Raw genomic sequence first — 17,375 nt, forward strand, 5'->3', positions numbered from 1 at the left:
TCAAATCTAAAATATTATCGTACCATATAAATCATATTATGACAAAGTTTGATCAGACTAACAAACGGGATAATTTTACGGGGCTATTTGGAGTCATCGCTGCTGCAGCAGGATCTGCAATCGGATTAGGAAACATTTGGAGGTTTCCATATGTCTTAGGCGACAATGGCGGAGGTGCTTTTCTATTACTCTATCTGGGATTTATTATTACCATATGTGTTCCTGTTATGTTGTCTGAGTTGCTCATTGGCCGAAAGGCTCAATTGAGTATTTTTGGAGCATTTCGAAAACTTGCTCCCGGATCTTTGTGGTGGATTATTTGGTTTAATGGGGGTTGCTGCTTCCTTTATGATTCTTTCTTTCTATGCGGTTGTGGCAGGGTGGACTCTGGAGTATGCTTTTTTTGCACTTAAAAACCATTTTGCAGGAATGACTCCTGCCGAACTTAAACATACTTTTGATTATCTCACAGGATCTACTTGGCGGCCGGTTGTTTTTATGCTCATATTTATGTTTATAACTGCCATTATTGTCCAATCTGGGATAAAGAAAGGAATAGAGCGATACACCAAAATTTTAATGCCGGTTCTACTCGTCATTATCTTGGTGTTGTGTGTCAGGTCACTAACTTTGGATGGAGCCTCTGCCGGATTGGAGTTCTTGTTTAAGCCTGATTTTAGCGCTATAACCACAAATACGGTCATGATGGCACTGGGTCAAGCATTTTTTTCTCTGAGTCTGGGAATGGGGGTTATGGCAACATATGGTTCTTACATAAAAAAAAGGGAGAGTCTTGGAAAAACTGCTGTTTTCGTAACCATTACCGATGTATTCATTGCAATTCTTGCCGGAATTGCCATATTTCCCGCTGTTTTTGCTTTCGGTTTGCAACCGGGACAAGAGTCGCTGGAAGGTCCCGGTCTGGTTTTTATGATTCTTCCCGGAATTTTTAATCAAATGGCCGGAGGTTATTTTTTCTCTGTTTTGTTTTTCTTCTTACTGGTAATAGCAGCACTAACATCTTCCATATCATTAATGGAAGTGGTTGTGGCTTACTTTGTGGAGGAACTTAAAATTAAAAGGGTAAAAGCCACGTGGATTGCCGCTGGCAGCATGTCTTTTCTGTCTGCATTATCAGCTGTTGATGGCCGCATATTTAATTTCTTTGAAAATACTTCCTCTAACATCCTATTACCTTTGGGTGGATTACTAATAGTGATTTTTGTAGGGTGGTTCCTTGGGAAAAAGGTTGTACGGGAGGAGCTTGAAGCTGATGGAAGAGTAGCATTTTATTTCAGGCTATTTGTACCTGCCATTCGTTTCTTAGCTCCCATTGCAATAGCCATGGTGTTTTTGAATGCTTTGGGAATAATAAAATTTTAAAAAATTGACTTTTTGCAGGGCACTTTCTATTTTGCATCTAAAAAAGATGTGGAAAGATTACTTGTCCCTAACTCGGAATGAACAACGTGGATTTATTATACTTGTAGCAATAATCCTTATACTTTTGGTATTCAGGATTTCAATGCCTTTGTTATATAAGCCAAATGTCAGTTTGTTGGTGGTGTCTGATTCAATCCCGCTGAAAATTACTTGGAATACACCTCATGACCTTGACGAGCAAATTGAGCAAGCTTACTTTGTTTTTAACCCCAATGAAATTGGCATTGACGACTTATTGCGACTGGGAGTGGATCGCCGGGCTGCAAACAATTGGGTGAGATTTCTGGAAAGTGGAGGCAGGTTTAATGAACCTACCGATGTTGCGCGGGTGTTTGGAATGAACGAAGAGCTTCTGAACTCTCTATTGCCTTATATCGAAATCCCTGCTCCTTTGATGCATCAACAACAGTCATTAAGTGAGAATGTTATTTCTTTTCGCACATTGGATCTGAATCGAACTACACCCGAATTATTGGAAGAAATAGGATGGAGCCAATCCATGATTGACTCTTTTACCAATTGGCAATCCAGCCATTGGTTTCCGGTGAGATATGACCTTCCAAGTCTGGAATACTGGACCATCGATTCTTTAATTAAACAAATACAGCCCACATTAATTGCGAAACAAAAACGACACACTTCCGGAATGGATGATTTACAAATCAGCATCAATCTCGCCGATACAGCTCATTGGCAGTTGCTGCGAGGAGTTGGGCCAGTTTTGAGCCGCCGCATTGTAGCTTATCGTCGTGCATTGGGTGGATTTGTTGACATCAATCAGATATCTGAGGTGTACGGCATTTCACCTGTTTTATTTAATGATATCAAACCCTTCCTCGTCCTGGATACCATTGTTGTTGACCCAATAAACATTAACACAGCATCGGTTCGGCAACTCAGGGAGCATCCCTATCTCAGTTTTTTTCATGCCAAAGAGATTGTCGATTACAGACAGAAAAACGGAAGCATCCGAAATTTAAACGAAATTGAGACATTGGAAGAGTTGAGTAATTTGTCCTGGGATAGGATGCGTTTTTATTTATGTTTAGGTATTGATAATGAGTGATTATAAAAAAAATATGCAGAAATATTTGCCGCAATGCGGAAACTTCCTTTTCTTTGCATTCTGAAAAAATGCACGTAGATGCATTTTTTTTCAAATAACAGATTGAACTATTACATATTAATCGTATCTTTGCAAGCCAAAAAAAATTAAAAACAAATTGCTATGATAGTAGTACCTATTAAAGAAGGTGAAAACATTGAAAGAGCTTTGAAGAAATTCAAAAGAAAGTTTGAAAAAACCGGCACCATGCGTGAACTGCGTTCACGTCAGGCTTTCACCAAACCTTCTATTGTAAAAAGAGAACAAAAAAAGAAAGCAATTTACATCCAGCAATTGCAGCGCGAGGAAGAATAGAGATTGCAATATATTTTTTTGCAGGGATGTCTTATTTTTCTCCTTTTTTTTCCTTACATTCGTAAGGAGAGGGGATAAATAAGACATTTTTTGTAAATGCAACATATAGAGAGTTTTCTACATTATCTGGAGTTTGAGAAGCGTTGTTCAAGACATACATTAACCGCTTACCGTGGCGATCTTGAGCAATTCTTTAGATTTATGGGCGGTTCAGATATTAACTTGCTCTCAAATGCCGGGCGTTCCGACATCCGAAAATGGATAGTGGAAATGCATGAATCCGGAATGTCTTCAAGAACCATACATCGTAAAATTTCATCCATAAAATCTTTTTATAAACATTTGCAAATAGAAGGGTTGGTTGAGAACAATCCCGCGATAACCATTAATCTTCCAAAGATTCCCAAAAAACTTCCTGTTTTTGTTAAGGAAAACGAAATGACAACCCTACTTGATATGGTTGATTTCGGAGAGGATTATGAAGGAATCCGAAACAAGTTGGTTTTAGAATTGTTTTACGGTACAGGGATGCGTCTAACGGAATTAACCGAATTGAAAGTGCGTGACATTAATCTGAAAACCGGTTTGGTAAAGGTGTTTGGAAAGCGTAGTAAAGAACGATTAATCCCTCTTACAAATGAATCCATATCGCTGTTTAATACGTATTATAATATAAGGAATGAAACTTTTGGAGAGAATTATTCTCCATGGTTGTTTCTGACTGCCAAAGGAGAAAAAATCTATGGCAAACTTGTTTATCGAATAGTAAATAGTTCGCTGAAGTTGGTTACAACCATAGACAAGAAAAGTCCGCATGTATTGCGACATACATTTGCCACGATTTTATTAAATCGTGGTGCCGATTTAAATGCCATAAAAGAACTTCTGGGTCATGCCAACCTGAATGCAACCCAGATTTATGCACATAATACCTTTGAGAAATTGAATGCTATTTATAAACAAGCTCATCCGCGAGCTTAAAACTAAGGAGGAGTAATTATGAACATTACGATTCAATCCGTACATTTTGATACTGCTGATCATTTAGAGCAGTTCATTCAACAAAAAGTAGGTAAACTGGAACAGTTTTTTGACGGGATTCTGGGGGCAGAAGTAGTATTGCGTCTGGATAAATCAGAAACGCTTGAAAACAAATTGGCGGAGATAACCCTCGACATTCCGGGAAACAACCTGTTTGCCAAAAAGCAAAGTAAAACTTTCGAAGAATCTGTTGATTCTGCTTGCGAGGCGCTTCGTAAGCAATTGGTAAAAAGAAAAGAAAAAATTAAGGCCAAATAAGCACTAAAAGAAAATTAAAAAAGAAGACAATATTTTGTGTTGTTTGAAAAATATTTTACATTTGCACACCATTTTTAGTGTGTAATCTGAAATGTAAGTTATACAATAGGCTGGTTATCAAAGGTGATCAGCCTATTGGAATGAAATAACGGTTGGTTTTTATGAAAAATGATCAGAGGATAACATTCAGTTAACCAATGAAATAATAAGAATCCATAATAAATCAACGAAAATGAGCAGAGCCTGTTAAATAATTTATAATGCTCTTTTAGAGATTTTTTCCTATAAATGCATTAACTTTGTAGGCTTTGAAATTATTGCGGGAATAGCTCAGTTGATAGAGCATTAGCCTTCCAAGCTAAGGGTCGCGGGTTTGAGTCCCGTTTCCCGCTCAAAATTTCGCCGATGTAGCTCAGGGGTAGAGCGCTTCCTTGGTAAGGAAGAGGTCATGGGTTCAATTCCCATCATTGGCTCATTTAAATAGTTTATATTTATACGGTTTAAATATTGTTCTAATTGTCTTAAATAATTTCGTACTATGGCTAAAGAAACATTTCAAAGGACGAAGCCTCACGTTAACGTAGGTACCATCGGTCACGTAGACCATGGTAAAACTACCCTTACTGCTGCTATTACAACTGTATTGGCAAAAAAAGGTTTTTGTGAAGTAAAAAGCTTCGATTCTATTGACAACGCTCCTGAAGAGAAAGAGCGTGGTATTACCATTAATACCGCACACGTAGAATATCAGACAGAAAACCGTCACTATGCACACGTAGACTGTCCTGGTCACGCCGACTATGTTAAGAACATGGTTACTGGTGCTGCTCAGATGGACGGTGCTATTCTTGTTTGTGCTGCTACCGACGGTCCAATGCCTCAGACTCGTGAGCACATCCTGTTGGCGCGTCAGGTAAACGTTCCAAAAATCGTTGTTTTCCTTAACAAAGTTGATATGGTTGACGACGAAGAGCTTTTGGAGCTTGTTGAAATGGAAGTACGTGACCTATTGAGTTTCTATGACTTTGACGGTGACAACACTCCTATCATTAAAGGTTCTGCTCTTGGTGGTCTTAACGGAGAAGCTGAGTGGGAAGAAAAAATTATGGAGTTGATGACCGCTGTTGATGAGTGGATTCCACTTCCTCCACGTGACGTTGAAAAGCCATTCCTTATGCCTGTTGAAGATGTATTCTCTATTACAGGTCGTGGTACTGTTGCTACTGGTCGTATCGAAACTGGTATCATCAAAACCGGAGAAGAGATGCAGATCATTGGTCTTGGAGCTGCAGGTAAGAAAACTGTTTGTACAGGAGTTGAGATGTTCCGTAAAATTCTTGATGAAGGACAAGCTGGTGACAACGTAGGTTTGTTGATGCGTGGTATTGATAAGAATGAAATCAAGCGTGGTATGGTTTTGGCGAAACCAGGATCAATCAATCCTCATACCAAAATCAAGGCTGAGATTTACGTATTGAAGAAAGAAGAAGGTGGTCGTCACACTCCTTTCCACAACAAATATCGTCCTCAGTTCTACCTGCGTACACTTGACGTAACTGGAGAGATTACACTTCCAGAAGGAACCGAAATGGTAATGCCAGGTGACAACGTAACAATTACAGTAGATCTTATCTACCCTGTTGCTGTTAACGTAGGTCTTCGTTTCGCAATCCGCGAAGGTGGACGTACTGTTGGAGCAGGTCAGGTTACTGAGATTCTTGAATAATACGTTTGTATATAGAACACAATGGTTGAAAGCGGCATAATTGTTGTTTTCAACCATTTACACGGGTGTAGCTCAGTTGGTAGAGCACTGGTCTCCAAAACCAGGTGTCGGGAGTTCGAGTCTCTCCTCCCGTGCTTATTGCAAAGAAAATATCAGATTTCCATAAGGATGCCTGATTGATTGATATTATTAAATTATCTGAAAATGAACAAGGTAAAGGCGTATTTTAAAGAAGTTCATAACGAATTGATCAACAAAACTTCATGGCCTACCTGGGCTGAATTGCAGAATAGTGCAATTGTTGTTATGGTAGCTTCTGTAATTATTGCAGCAATTGTATTTGCCATGGATATGTCTTTTGATACTTTACTGGAGTGGTTCTACGAAAAGTTGTACTAATTACCTGAGAAACAATTTGTAATGGGTGATATAGAAAAAAAATGGTACGTACTCCGTGCGATTGGTGGTAAAGAAAAGAAGGTTAAGGAGTATATCGAAAGTGAAATTTCCGGGCTGAAAATGCAGGATTATGTCTCGCAGGTATTAATTCCTACCGAAAAGGTTTACCAGATCAGAAACGGGAAAAAAATCAGCAAGGAAAGAAACTACTTTCCGGGGTATGTTTTGGTTGAAGCAGCATTAATTGGAGAAGTTCCGCACATACTTCGTAATATTCCAAACGTTATTGGATTTTTAGCTGATCGAAATGATGTGCCAACACCCTTAAGAATGAGCGAGGTCAATCGCATATTGGGTAAGGTGGATGAACTTTCTGAAACTGCTGAAGAATTAAACATTCCTTATGTAGTTGGTGAAACAGTAAAAGTTACCGATGGTCCGTTTAACGGCTTCTCTGGTATCATTGAAGAAATCAACGAAGAAAAAAGAAAATTAAAGGTTATGGTCAAAATTTTTGGCCGTAAAACTCCACTTGAATTAAGTTTTTTACAGGTTGAAAAGGAGTAGTATTTTCATTTAGTAGCGGGGCTTCCAGGGCCGGTAACGGCCTCTACAGATGAGATGAACTACCTAATTAGATCTGAATTTTTATAACTAACACGAATTGCTACAATGGCTAAAGAAGTAGAAACTTTTATTAAGCTTCAAATCAAGGGCGGTGCAGCTAATCCGTCACCTCCGGTAGGTCCCGCATTGGGAGCCAAAGGGGTGAACATCATGGAGTTCTGCAAGCAATTCAATGCCAGAACTCAGGAGAAAGCCGGTAAAGTACTTCCGGTTGTTATTTCAGTTTATAAGGACAAATCTTTTGATTTTGTTATTAAAACTCCTCCTGCAGCGGTACAGCTGTTAGATGTATCTAAAGCAAAAAAAGGTTCTGCCGAACCCAACAGGGTTAAGGTGGCATCTGTTACCTGGGATCAGGTAAAAGGAATTGCTGAAGATAAAATGGCTGATTTGAATTGTTTTACAGTGGAATCTGCGATGAAGATGGTCGCCGGGACTGCCAGAAGTATGGGAATCACCGTTGATGGTGAGTTTCCAGGTAACAATTAAAACTTGTTTGCAAAAATGACAAAACTAACAAAGAATAAGAAGTTAGCTTTAGAAAAGATCGATTCCGACAAGTCGTATACCATTCAGGAGGCAGCCAATCTTGTTAAAGACATCACCTTTACTAAGTTTGATGCATCTGTGGATATCGACATCCGTTTAGGCGTTGATCCCCGGAAAGCTAATCAGATGGTTCGTGGTGTTGTTACGCTTCCTAACGGAACCGGAAAGGAGACCAAGGTATTGGTGCTTTGTACGCCGGATAAGGAAGATGAAGCAAAAAATGCTGGTGCTGATTTTGTTGGGCTTGATGACTATATTGAGAAAATCAAAGGTGGTTGGACCGATGTGGATGTTATCATCACAATGCCTAGCGTTATGGGTAAAGTTGGGGCTCTTGGACGTATCCTTGGACCTCGTGGCTTAATGCCAAACCCTAAAAGCGGTACCGTTACCATGGATATTGGAAAAGCTGTTGCCGAGGTGAAAGCTGGTAAGATTGATTTCAAAGTAGATCGTTATGGAATTATTCATACCACAGTCGGTAAAGTCTCTTTTACTCCTGAAAAACTAGTAGAAAACGTTAAGGAGTTTGTAGGAATGGTTCAAAAGTTGAAGCCTTCTTCAGCTAAAGGTACTTATATCAAGAGCATTTATCTGTCAAGTACCATGAGTCCCGGAATTCGGATTGAAACCAAATCTTTGGAGGTTTAATTTTTAATTTTAGAAATCTGGAAACATGAAAAAGACAGAAAAAGCTACGATAATTAACGAACTTGTAAACATCATCGGTGAGTATAGCCATTTTTATATTGCAGATACTCAAGGACTAAATGCAGGTTCTACAAGTGATCTTCGTCGTCTCTGTTTTAACAAAGAAGTTAAAATGATGGTTGTGAAAAATACACTTTTTCAAAAAGCCATCGAGCAGAGTGAGAAAAATATAGAAGGCCTTGATGAGGCTTTAAAAGGCACATCGGCTGTACTTTTCTCCAATACAGGAAATTTACCTGCTAAATTGATTAAAGAATTCCGCAAAAAAGCAACCATTCCAATTTTTAAAGGTGCTTTTGTAGAAGAATCAGTTTACATTGGAGAGAATCAATTGGATGCATTATCCAATATTAAGTCTAAAGAGGAGTTGTTGGGCGATGTTATTGGCCTGTTACAATCACCAATGAAAAATGTTGTTTCTGCACTTCAATCTGGTGGATCAACTATTTCAGGAATCCTCAAGACACTAGAAGAGAGAAAATAGAAAATTACTAACAGAAATTTATTAACACTTACAAAAATGGCAGATATTAAAAAGCTTGCAGAAGAATTAGTTAATTTAACTGTAAAAGAAGTTACTGAACTGGCTGACGTATTAAAAGAAGAATATGGTATTGAACCTGCTGCTGCTGCTGTTGCAGTTGCTGGTCCTGCTGCTGCCGCTGGTGGCGAAGAAGCTGTTGCTCAAACTGAATTTGACGTAATTCTTAAGTCTGCAGGTGGCTCAAAATTAGCCATCGTTAAACTGGTTAAAGAAATGACTGGTGTAGGTCTTAAAGAAGCTAAGGAATTAGTTGACAAGGCACCAGCTCCGATCAAAGAGAAAATTACTAAAGAAGAAGCTGAAGCACTAAAATCTCAATTAGAAGAAGCTGGAGCAGAAGTTGAACTTAAGTAATCAGATACTCCCGATTTAGGGAACGGTTTAGGAACTCATTGATTTGGGATCCTAAACCTTTTTATGCTTATATGTTTTAAGTTCAATTAATTAGTTGATAAATGACTCCAAATACTGCCGAAAGAATTAACTTCGCAACCATCAAGAATCAGTTGCCATACCCTGATTTTCTTGAGGTTCAATTAAAATCTTTCCGTGAATTTTTCCAGTTGGCATCTACGCCGGAAGAAAGGAAAATGGAAGGGTTAAACAAGGTGTTTTGGGAGAATTTCCCTATTACTGATACCCGTAATAATTTTGTACTCGAGTTTCTCGATTACAGCATTGATCCACCCCGATACTCCATCCAGGAATGTATCGAGAGAGGATTGTCATATAGTGTTCCGCTAAAGGCTAAACTAAAATTATATTGCACCGATCCAGAACATGAGGATTTTGATACCGTGGTTCAGGATGTTTACCTGGGTACAGTGCCATACATGACTGATAAAGGCAGTTTCATTATAAATGGTGCAGAGCGGGTTGTGGTATCACAGCTGCATCGTTCACCTGGTGTCTTTTTCGGGCAAAGCATTCATGCCAACGGAACAAAATTGTATTCGGCACGAATTATTCCTCTAAAAGGATCATGGATTGAATTTGCAACAGACATCAACAATGTCATGTTTGCGTATATTGACCGGAAAAAGAAACTTCCGGTTACTACTTTGCTGCGTGCAATTGGTTACGAGAGTGACAAGGATATACTTGAAATCTTCAACCTGGCCGACGAGATTAAAGTTTCAAAAGCAACACTTAAAAAGGTTGTGGGCCGAAGGTTAGCTGCACGTGTGCTGAAATCATGGATAGAAGACTTTGTGGATGAAGATACCGGAGAAGTTGTATCCATAGAACGTAACGAGGTGATCATTGACAGAGAGACGATTCTTGAAAATGACCACATCGATGAAATTGTAGATTCGGGTGCAAAAACAATTTTGTTGCATAAGGAAATGACCAATGCAAGTGATTTTGCAATCATCTACAATACTTTACAAAAAGACCCATGTAACTCTGAGAAAGAGGCAGTTGTTCATATTTACCGTCAGCTTAGAAATGCTGAGCCGCCTGATGAAGCTACTGCAAGAGATGTTATAGACAAATTGTTTTTCTCAGATAAAAGATATGACCTTGGTGATGTAGGTCGTTACAGGATTAATAAAAAACTTAATCTTGAAACTGATCTTGATACCAAAGTATTAACTAGGGATGATATTATTGCCATTATCGGTTATTTGATTGAATTGGTAAATTCAAAAACTGATGTGGATGATATTGACCACTTGAGCAACCGTCGTGTTCGTACTGTAGGAGAACAGCTTGCCAATCAGTTTGGAGTCGGGTTGGCACGGATGGCCAGAACCATTCGCGAGAGAATGAATGTACGTGACAATGAGGTTTTCACCCCAATTGATCTGATTAACAGCAAAACGTTATCGTCTGTTATTAACAGTTTCTTTGGAACCAATGCGCTGTCGCAGTTTATGGATCAAACCAATCCATTGGCAGAAATCACCCATAAGCGCAGAATGTCGGCGTTGGGACCAGGCGGTTTATCACGTGAGCGTGCCGGTTTTGAAGTGCGTGACGTTCACTACACCCATTACGGCAGACTGTGTCCGATTGAAACACCAGAAGGACCAAACATTGGTTTGATCTCTTCTCTTTGTGTGTTTGCCAAGATTAATGATCTTGGATTTATTGAAACCCCTTACCGTAAGGTTACTGAAAAGAAGGTGGATTTAACTAATGAAGGGGTGGTTTACCTGAGTGCAGAAGAAGAGGAAGCACGAACCATTGCTCAGGCTAATGCACCGCTCAATGAGGAGGGATTTTTTGTCAATCCAAGGGTAAAAGCACGTCTGGAAGGTGACTTCCCTGTTGTTGAGCCTGAGGAAGTTGGTCTGATGGATGTGGCACCGAACCAAATTGCTTCAGTTGCAGCGTCTTTGATTCCATTCCTTGAACACGATGATGCAAACCGTGCTTTGATGGGGTCTAACATGATGCGTCAGGCAGTGCCTCTTTTACGTCCTGAATCGCCTGTTGTGGGAACAGGATTGGAGAGTGTTCTAACTCGTGACTCAAGAACCCAGATTGTTTCTGAGGGACAGGGAGTTGTAGAGTATGTAGATGCTGATGAAATCATCATCCGTTATGACCTGACAGAAGATGAGCGATTTGTAAGCTTTGAAACTGAGACCAAAAGATATAAACTGACCAAATTCCTCAAAACCAACCAGAATACCAGCGTAAACCTAAAGCCAATGGTTGAAAAAGGGCAGAGGGTTACTAAGGGACAAATTCTTACCGAAGGTTATGCTACCGAAAAAGGTGAATTGGCACTAGGTCGGAATTTGCGTGTTGCATTTATGCCTTGGAAGGGATATAATTTTGAGGATGCAATTGTATTGAATGAGCGTCTTGTAAAAGATGATGTGTTTACTTCGGTACATATAGATGAATACTCTCTTGAGGTAAGGGATACCAAACGTGGTTTGGAGGAACTAACTTCTGATATTCCGAACGTAAGTGAGGAAGCTACCAGAGATCTTGATGAGAATGGTCTGATCCGCATTGGAGCTCATGTTAAACCTGGAGATATCCTTATTGGAAAAATCACTCCGAAAGGTGAAAGTGATCCAACTCCCGAAGAGAAACTTTTACGTGCGATCTTTGGCGAAAAAGCAGGAGATGTAAAAGATGCTTCTCTAAAAGCGACTCCTTCACTGTCAGGGATTGTTGTGAATAAGAAACTTTTCTCAAGGGTAATGAAGGATAAGAAGTCCAGAACTTCAGATAAACCTTTATTGGCCAAAATTGACGAGGAGTTTAACAGATCTGTAGCAGATCTTACAAATCGATTGGTTGACAAGCTTTTCTCGCTGATAAACGGAAAAACAAGCCAGGGAGTTAAAGATTATCTGGGAGTTGATGTTATTGCCAAAGGTACTAAGTTTACTCAGAAAGTACTTCAGGATCTCGATTATCTGAACGTAAATCCTAATAAGTGGACAACCGACAAGGATAAAAATGAACTGGTTCAACGTGTAATTCACAACTATCGTTTGAAATACAAGGAGTCTGAAGCAGCAGAGAAACGTAAGAAATACAATGTTACAATAGGTGATGAACTGCCCGCAGGAATTGTACAGTTAGCGAAAGTATATATTGCTAAAAAGCGAAAAATTACTGTAGGTGATAAAATGGCAGGTCGACATGGAAATAAAGGTATTGTTTCTCGTATTGTACGTCAGGAAGATATGCCTTTCCTTGCAGATGGTTCGCCTGTAGATATCGTTCTTAACCCACTTGGTGTGCCATCAAGGATGAACCTTGGACAGATATATGAAACTGTTTTGGGTTGGGCTGGAGATGTATTGGGAATTAAATTTGCCACTCCAATTTTTGATGGAGCATCAGAGGAAGATCTTGAGCATTATACAACCAAAGCCGGAGTTCCAAAATTCGGTAAAACCTATTTGTACGATGGAGGCACTGGTGAGCGTTTTCACCAACCTGCAACTGTAGGTGTTATATATATGCTTAAACTTGGTCACATGATTGAGGATAAGATGCACGCCCGTTCAATTGGACCTTATTCGCTGATTACGCAACAACCACTGGGTGGTAAAGCTCAGTTTGGAGGTCAGCGTTTTGGAGAGATGGAAGTTTGGGCGCTTGAAGCATTTGGTGCAGCCAATATTCTTCAGGAGATTCTTACAGTTAAATCGGATGATGTACTGGGACGTGCTAAGGCATACGAGTGCATTGTTAAGGGTGATCCATTACCAACACCTGGTATTCCTGAATCGCTCAACGTACTTCTGCATGAAATGCGTGGTTTAGGATTGAGCGTAAATCTTGAGTAGTATATCACCGGATGGTTAGCCGGTAACGGCTAACCAATTCGGCTATTAATTTTAATTACTTAATACTCTACTATATATGGCATTCAGGAGAGAACAGAAAGTCAAGAGTAATTTTACCCAAATCTCAATAGGTTTGGCATCTCCCGAAGAGATACTCGAACGCTCAAGCGGCGAAGTACTTAAACCGGAGACCATCAACTATAGAACTTATAAGCCCGAAAGGGACGGATTATTCTGCGAAAGAATATTCGGACCGGTAAAGGATTATGAGTGTCACTGTGGAAAATACAAGCGCATTCGTTACAGAGGTATTGTTTGTGACCGATGTGGTGTGGAAGTAACCGAAAAGAAAGTTAGACGTGAACGAATGGGGCATATTTCCCTTGTGGTTCCCGTTGCTCATATTTGGTATTTCCGTTCATTACCCAATAAAATTGGTTACCTTTTAGGGTTGCCAACAAAAAAGCTTGATTCAATCATCTACTACGAGCGCTATGTTGTTATCAACGCAGGAGTGAAGGAGGCAGATGGTGTAAAATACATGGATTTCCTTACTGAAGAAGAGTATCTCGATATTTTGGATTCACTTCCAAAAGGAAATCAGCAATTGGATGATGAAGATCCAAATAAGTTTATTGCAAAGATGGGTGCAGAAGCATTACACATGATTCTTTCGCGCCTTGATTTGGATGATCTTTCTTATGACTTACGTCATAAGGCCAATACTGAAACTTCACAACAGAGGAAGAATGAGGCACTTAAGAGGCTTCAGGTTGTAGAGTCTTTCAGGGAGTCAAAAGGCGTAAATCGTCCTGAGTGGATGGTTGTAAAGGTTGTACCTGTTACTCCGCCTGAGTTGCGTCCGTTGGTGCCGTTGGATGGTGGTCGTTTTGCCACATCTGACTTGAACGACCTTTATCGTCGCGTGATTATACGTAACAATCGTCTTAAGCGATTGATTGAAATCAAAGCTCCAGAGGTAATTCTTCGTAATGAGAAGAGGATGTTGCAGGAATCAGTTGATTCTCTGTTTGACAACTCACGTAAGTCAAACGCGGTTAAAACTGATGCCAACCGTCCGTTAAAATCTCTTTCCGACAGTTTGAAAGGAAAGCAGGGACGTTTCCGTCAAAACCTTCTCGGTAAAAGGGTGGATTACTCAGCACGTTCGGTCATTGTTATCGGACCAGAATTGAGAATGCACGAATGCGGTCTGCCAAAAGACATGGCTGCTGAACTGTATAAGCCATTTATCATTCGTAAATTGATTGAAAGAGGCATCGTTAAAACGGTTAAATCAGCTAAGAAAATTGTAGATCGTAAAGATCCTGTGGTTTGGGATATTCTTGAGAATGTATTGAAAGGACATCCCGTTTTGCTGAACCGTGCTCCGACTCTTCACCGTTTAGGTATTCAATCATTTCAGCCTAAATTAATAGAGGGTAAGGCAATCCAGTTACATCCATTGGCATGTGCGGCTTTCAACGCCGACTTCGACGGTGACCAGATGGCTGTTCACCTACCATTGGGTAATGCTGCAATTCTTGAGGCTCAAATGTTAATGCTTGGCTCACAGAATATTCTGAACCCTGCAAACGGTGCTCCTATTACAGTGCCTTCACAGGATATGGTTCTTGGTCTTTATTACATGACCAAAATGCGACCTGGAGCAAGAGGTGAGAACCTCGTGTTCTACTCTCCCGAAGAGGCAAAAATTGCATATAACGAGAAGAAAGTAGAACTTCATGCCAAAGTAAAGGTTAAAACCGTTGACCTGAACGATAAAGGTGAACTTGAGTTGATGTTTGTTGAAACAACCATTGGCCGGATACTCTTTAATGAGGTTGTTCCTGAAGAGGTTGGATTTATCAATGAACTTTTAACCAAGAAGGCTTTACGTGATATTATTGGTGTTGTACATAAGCGTTGTGGCACGCCAGTAACAGCGGATTTTCTTGATAACATCAAGAACCTTGGTTATAAAATGGCCTTTGAAGGTGGTCTCTCCTTTAACCTTGAAGATGTTATTATTCCTGAAGAGAAAGCTACTTTGGTAGAGTCAGGATATCAGGAGGTAGAAGAGGTTTTGAATAACTATAATATGGGTTTCATTACCAATAATGAGCGCTATAACGCCATTATTGATATCTGGACGCACATCAATGCGCGTTTAACGCATATTCTGATGGAACAGCTTAGTTCCGACCAGCAAGGATTCAACTCAGTTTATATGATGCTTGACTCTGGAGCGAGGGGATCAAAAGAGCAGATTCGTCAGTTATCAGGTATGAGGGGATTGATGGCGAAACCTCAGAAGAGTGGAGCAGAAGGAGGTCAGATTATTGAAAACCCGATTTTATCAAACTTTAAAGAGGGCCTTTCGGTTCTTGAGTACTTTATTTCAACTCACGGTGCTCGTAAAGGTTTGGCCGATACTGCTCTTAAAACAGCTGATGCCGGTTACCTTACTCGTCGTCTGGTTGATGTGTCTCAAGATGTCATCATTACAGAGGAAGACTGTGGTACTTTACGAGGATTAACTGCAACTGCCCTTAAGAACAATGAAGAGATCGTAGCTTCGCTTTACGAACGTATTTTGGGACGCGTTTCTGTGCATGATGTGTATAATCCTTCAACAGGAGAAATTATTGTAAAATCTGGTGAAGAAATTACCGAGTCAGAGGCTAAATTAATTGACTCATCTCCTATTGAGCGTGTTGAAATACGTTCAGTATTGACTTGTGAATCAAAAAAAGGAGTATGTTCCAAATGTTACGGGCGTAACCTGGCAAATGGACGTTTGGTTCATAATGGAGAAGCTGTGGGTGTTATAGCAGCACAATCCATTGGTGAGCCAGGTACTCAGTTAACACTTCGTACATTCCACGTTGGGGGTACTGCTTCCAACATTACATCTGAGAGCAGTATGTTAGCACGTTACGATGGTGTTGCTGAAATAGATGAATTGCGAACAGTTCCATTTACCACGGAAGATGGTGTCGAAGTTGATGTTGTAATTGGTCGTTTGGCTGAAATGAGAATTGTGGATAAAAACACAGGCATTGCATTAACAACGCAGCCTATTCCATATGGAGCAAAGCTTCACATCAAAAACGGTGCTACCATAGCTAAAGGTGATTTGGTATGTGAGTGGGATCCATGGAATGCATTAATTATTACAGAGAAATCTGGTACCATATCATTTGAGAACCTGATAGAGGGAGTAACTTATAAGGAAGAGTCGGATGAACAAACCGGTTTCCGTGAAAAAGTTATTATTGAAACCAGGGATAAGACCAAAAACCCAAGTGTTCGAATTGTTGATGGAAAAGGAGAGGTGCTGAGGGTTTATAATTTACCAGTAGGCGCTCACGTATCGGTTGACGAAGGAGAGTCGGTAAGTCAGGGACAGATTCTTTCCAAAATTCCAAGGGCTATGGGACGTTCCGGTGATATCACCGGAGGTTTGCCCCGAATCACAGAGTTGTTCGAGGCCAGAAACCCATCAAACCCATCGGTTGTTGCCGAAATTGACGGAGAAGTTACTTTTGGGAAAATCAAAAGAGGTAACCGTGAGATCATTGTAACCTCTAAAAGTGGAGAAGTTAAAAAGTATCTGGTACCGCTTTCGAAGCAAATCCTTGTACAGGAGAATGATTATGTGCGTGCAGGTACTCCGCTATCAGATGGAGCAATTACCCCGGCTGACATTCTTGCAATTAAAGGACCCACAGCCGTTCAGGAGTATATCGTAAATGAAGTTCAGGATGTTTATCGCCTGCAGGGAGTGAAGATTAACGATAAGCATTTTGAGATCATCGTACGCCAGATGATGCGTAAAGTTGATATTGACGATCCAGGTGATACGAAGTTCCTTGAAAAGCAAATTGTGGATAAGATTGAATTCATGGAAGAGAATGATGAGATCTTTGGAAAAATGGTTGTGGAAGACAGAGGGGATTCACAATCATTGCGTCCGGGACAAATCATAACTGCCAGACGATTGAGAGACGAAAACTCTCAATTGAAGAGAAGGGATTTAAAATTGGTTCAGGCTCGTGAAGCTGTTGCAGCGACCTCAAGTCAGGTGTTGCAAGGAATTACCAGAGCAGCACTGCAAACCAAGAGTTTTATGTCGGCAGCTTCGTTCCAGGAAACAACAAAAGTTCTTAATGAGGCCGCAATCCAAGGAAAGATCGATCGTTTGGAAGGTCTTAAAGAGAATGTTATTTGCGGACACCTCATACCAGCCGGAACCGGTTTGCGTGAGTACGATAAACTTGTTGTAGGATCAAAAGAAGAGTACGACAAGCTTGTTGGAGGCAAAAAGGATTCTGAGAAGGTATATCAGTAAAACGATAAACTTTGATATATAACAAAGGCTGCCCGCTA

General features: G+C 40.2%; 15 protein-coding genes and 3 tRNA genes. All 18 read left to right on the forward strand.

From position 1 onward, the window contains the following. Positions 1 to 38: 38 nt before the first annotated feature. The 18 genes from B5X70_RS18270 to rpoC all read left to right on the forward strand — a co-directional run bounded on the left by B5X70_RS18270 (position 39) and on the right by rpoC (position 17,337). Entirely contained in the window at positions 39 to 413 is a 375-nt protein-coding gene (locus B5X70_RS18270) for a hypothetical protein (RefSeq protein ID WP_232468300.1), read from the forward strand. After that, positions 328 to 1,383, forward strand: a complete 1,056-nt coding sequence (locus B5X70_RS03625) for a sodium-dependent transporter (RefSeq protein ID WP_317045057.1) — start codon at positions 328 to 330, stop codon at positions 1,381 to 1,383. Before B5X70_RS18270 ends, B5X70_RS03625 begins: the two co-directional genes overlap by 86 nt. 46 nt (positions 1,384 to 1,429) lie before the next feature. Further along, the gene (locus B5X70_RS03630) at positions 1,430 to 2,509 is read left to right on the forward strand and encodes a helix-hairpin-helix domain-containing protein (RefSeq protein WP_079556523.1); all 1,080 of its coding nucleotides are present in this window, start codon (positions 1,430 to 1,432) and stop codon (positions 2,507 to 2,509) included. Positions 2,510 to 2,671: 162 nt separating this feature from the next. After that, positions 2,672 to 2,863, forward strand: coding sequence for a 30S ribosomal protein S21 (gene rpsU / locus B5X70_RS03635; protein WP_079556524.1), 192 nt, complete (start codon positions 2,672 to 2,674; stop codon positions 2,861 to 2,863). A 96-nt stretch (positions 2,864 to 2,959) separates the two neighbouring features. Beyond that, the gene (locus B5X70_RS03640; protein WP_079556525.1) at positions 2,960 to 3,844 is read left to right on the forward strand and encodes a tyrosine-type recombinase/integrase; all 885 of its coding nucleotides are present in this window, start codon (positions 2,960 to 2,962) and stop codon (positions 3,842 to 3,844) included. 18 nt (positions 3,845 to 3,862) lie between these two features. Beyond that, the gene (gene hpf, locus B5X70_RS03645; protein ID WP_079556526.1) at positions 3,863 to 4,162 is read left to right on the forward strand and encodes a ribosome hibernation-promoting factor, HPF/YfiA family; all 300 of its coding nucleotides are present in this window, start codon (positions 3,863 to 3,865) and stop codon (positions 4,160 to 4,162) included. Positions 4,163 to 4,481: 319 nt separating this feature from the next. After that, positions 4,482 to 4,554, forward strand: a tRNA-Gly gene (locus tag B5X70_RS03650). Positions 4,555 to 4,563: 9 nt separating this feature from the next. Then, positions 4,564 to 4,635: transfer RNA gene (locus B5X70_RS03655), tRNA-Thr, on the forward strand. 65 nt (positions 4,636 to 4,700) lie between these two features. Beyond that, positions 4,701 to 5,888 carry an elongation factor Tu gene (tuf, locus tag B5X70_RS03660; RefSeq protein ID WP_079556527.1) on the forward strand — a complete coding sequence of 396 codons (1,188 nt, stop codon included), beginning with the start codon at positions 4,701 to 4,703 and terminating at the stop codon, positions 5,886 to 5,888. Between the two features lie 61 nt (positions 5,889 to 5,949). Then, positions 5,950 to 6,022: transfer RNA gene (locus B5X70_RS03665), tRNA-Trp, on the forward strand. 70 nt (positions 6,023 to 6,092) lie between these two features. Then, the gene (gene secE, locus B5X70_RS03670; protein WP_079556528.1) at positions 6,093 to 6,287 is read left to right on the forward strand and encodes a preprotein translocase subunit SecE; all 195 of its coding nucleotides are present in this window, start codon (positions 6,093 to 6,095) and stop codon (positions 6,285 to 6,287) included. 21 nt (positions 6,288 to 6,308) lie between these two features. Further along, positions 6,309 to 6,854: a transcription termination/antitermination protein NusG gene (nusG, locus tag B5X70_RS03675; RefSeq protein ID WP_079556529.1), complete on the forward strand. Its 546-nt coding sequence runs from the start codon at positions 6,309 to 6,311 to the stop codon at positions 6,852 to 6,854. Between the two features lie 105 nt (positions 6,855 to 6,959). Next, complete coding sequence (gene rplK / locus B5X70_RS03680) at positions 6,960 to 7,403, forward strand: 50S ribosomal protein L11 (RefSeq protein WP_079556530.1); 444 nt, start codon at positions 6,960 to 6,962, stop codon at positions 7,401 to 7,403. Positions 7,404 to 7,418: 15 nt separating this feature from the next. Continuing rightward, positions 7,419 to 8,114 carry a 50S ribosomal protein L1 gene (rplA, locus tag B5X70_RS03685; RefSeq protein WP_079556531.1) on the forward strand — a complete coding sequence of 232 codons (696 nt, stop codon included), beginning with the start codon at positions 7,419 to 7,421 and terminating at the stop codon, positions 8,112 to 8,114. 25 nt (positions 8,115 to 8,139) lie between these two features. Next, the gene (rplJ, locus tag B5X70_RS03690) at positions 8,140 to 8,658 is read left to right on the forward strand and encodes a 50S ribosomal protein L10 (RefSeq protein ID WP_079556532.1); all 519 of its coding nucleotides are present in this window, start codon (positions 8,140 to 8,142) and stop codon (positions 8,656 to 8,658) included. 36 nt (positions 8,659 to 8,694) lie between these two features. Further along, positions 8,695 to 9,072, forward strand: coding sequence for a 50S ribosomal protein L7/L12 (gene rplL, locus B5X70_RS03695; protein ID WP_079556533.1), 378 nt, complete (start codon positions 8,695 to 8,697; stop codon positions 9,070 to 9,072). Positions 9,073 to 9,173: 101 nt separating this feature from the next. Then, complete coding sequence (rpoB, locus tag B5X70_RS03700; RefSeq protein WP_079556534.1) at positions 9,174 to 12,983, forward strand: DNA-directed RNA polymerase subunit beta; 3,810 nt, start codon at positions 9,174 to 9,176, stop codon at positions 12,981 to 12,983. A 76-nt stretch (positions 12,984 to 13,059) separates the two neighbouring features. Next, positions 13,060 to 17,337 carry a DNA-directed RNA polymerase subunit beta' gene (gene rpoC / locus B5X70_RS03705; protein ID WP_079556535.1) on the forward strand — a complete coding sequence of 1,426 codons (4,278 nt, stop codon included), beginning with the start codon at positions 13,060 to 13,062 and terminating at the stop codon, positions 17,335 to 17,337. Positions 17,338 to 17,375 lie beyond the last annotated feature (38 nt).

Origin of the sequence: Alkalitalea saponilacus (genome assembly GCF_900168165.1) — a bacterium.
Lineage (GTDB): Bacteria > Bacteroidota > Bacteroidia > Bacteroidales > Marinilabiliaceae > Natronoflexus > Natronoflexus saponilacus.

Bases quoted from the DNA above. Each gene is read 5' to 3' on its own strand.
- B5X70_RS18270 (WP_232468300.1), top strand. From the start codon at position 39: ATGACAAAGTTTGATCAGACTAACAAACGGGATAATTTTACGGGGCTA.
- B5X70_RS03625 (WP_317045057.1), top strand. From the start codon at position 328: ATGGGGGTTGCTGCTTCCTTTATGATTCTTTCTTTCTATGCGGTTGTG.
- B5X70_RS03630 (WP_079556523.1), top strand. From the start codon at position 1,430: ATGTGGAAAGATTACTTGTCCCTAACTCGGAATGAACAACGTGGATTT.
- rpsU (WP_079556524.1), top strand. From the start codon at position 2,672: ATGATAGTAGTACCTATTAAAGAAGGTGAAAACATTGAAAGAGCTTTG.
- B5X70_RS03640 (WP_079556525.1), top strand. From the start codon at position 2,960: ATGCAACATATAGAGAGTTTTCTACATTATCTGGAGTTTGAGAAGCGT.
- hpf (WP_079556526.1), top strand. From the start codon at position 3,863: ATGAACATTACGATTCAATCCGTACATTTTGATACTGCTGATCATTTA.
- tuf (WP_079556527.1), top strand. From the start codon at position 4,701: ATGGCTAAAGAAACATTTCAAAGGACGAAGCCTCACGTTAACGTAGGT.
- secE (WP_079556528.1), top strand. From the start codon at position 6,093: ATGAACAAGGTAAAGGCGTATTTTAAAGAAGTTCATAACGAATTGATC.
- nusG (WP_079556529.1), top strand. From the start codon at position 6,309: ATGGGTGATATAGAAAAAAAATGGTACGTACTCCGTGCGATTGGTGGT.
- rplK (WP_079556530.1), top strand. From the start codon at position 6,960: ATGGCTAAAGAAGTAGAAACTTTTATTAAGCTTCAAATCAAGGGCGGT.
- rplA (WP_079556531.1), top strand. From the start codon at position 7,419: ATGACAAAACTAACAAAGAATAAGAAGTTAGCTTTAGAAAAGATCGAT.
- rplJ (WP_079556532.1), top strand. From the start codon at position 8,140: ATGAAAAAGACAGAAAAAGCTACGATAATTAACGAACTTGTAAACATC.
- rplL (WP_079556533.1), top strand. From the start codon at position 8,695: ATGGCAGATATTAAAAAGCTTGCAGAAGAATTAGTTAATTTAACTGTA.
- rpoB (WP_079556534.1), top strand. From the start codon at position 9,174: ATGACTCCAAATACTGCCGAAAGAATTAACTTCGCAACCATCAAGAAT.
- rpoC (WP_079556535.1), top strand. From the start codon at position 13,060: ATGGCATTCAGGAGAGAACAGAAAGTCAAGAGTAATTTTACCCAAATC.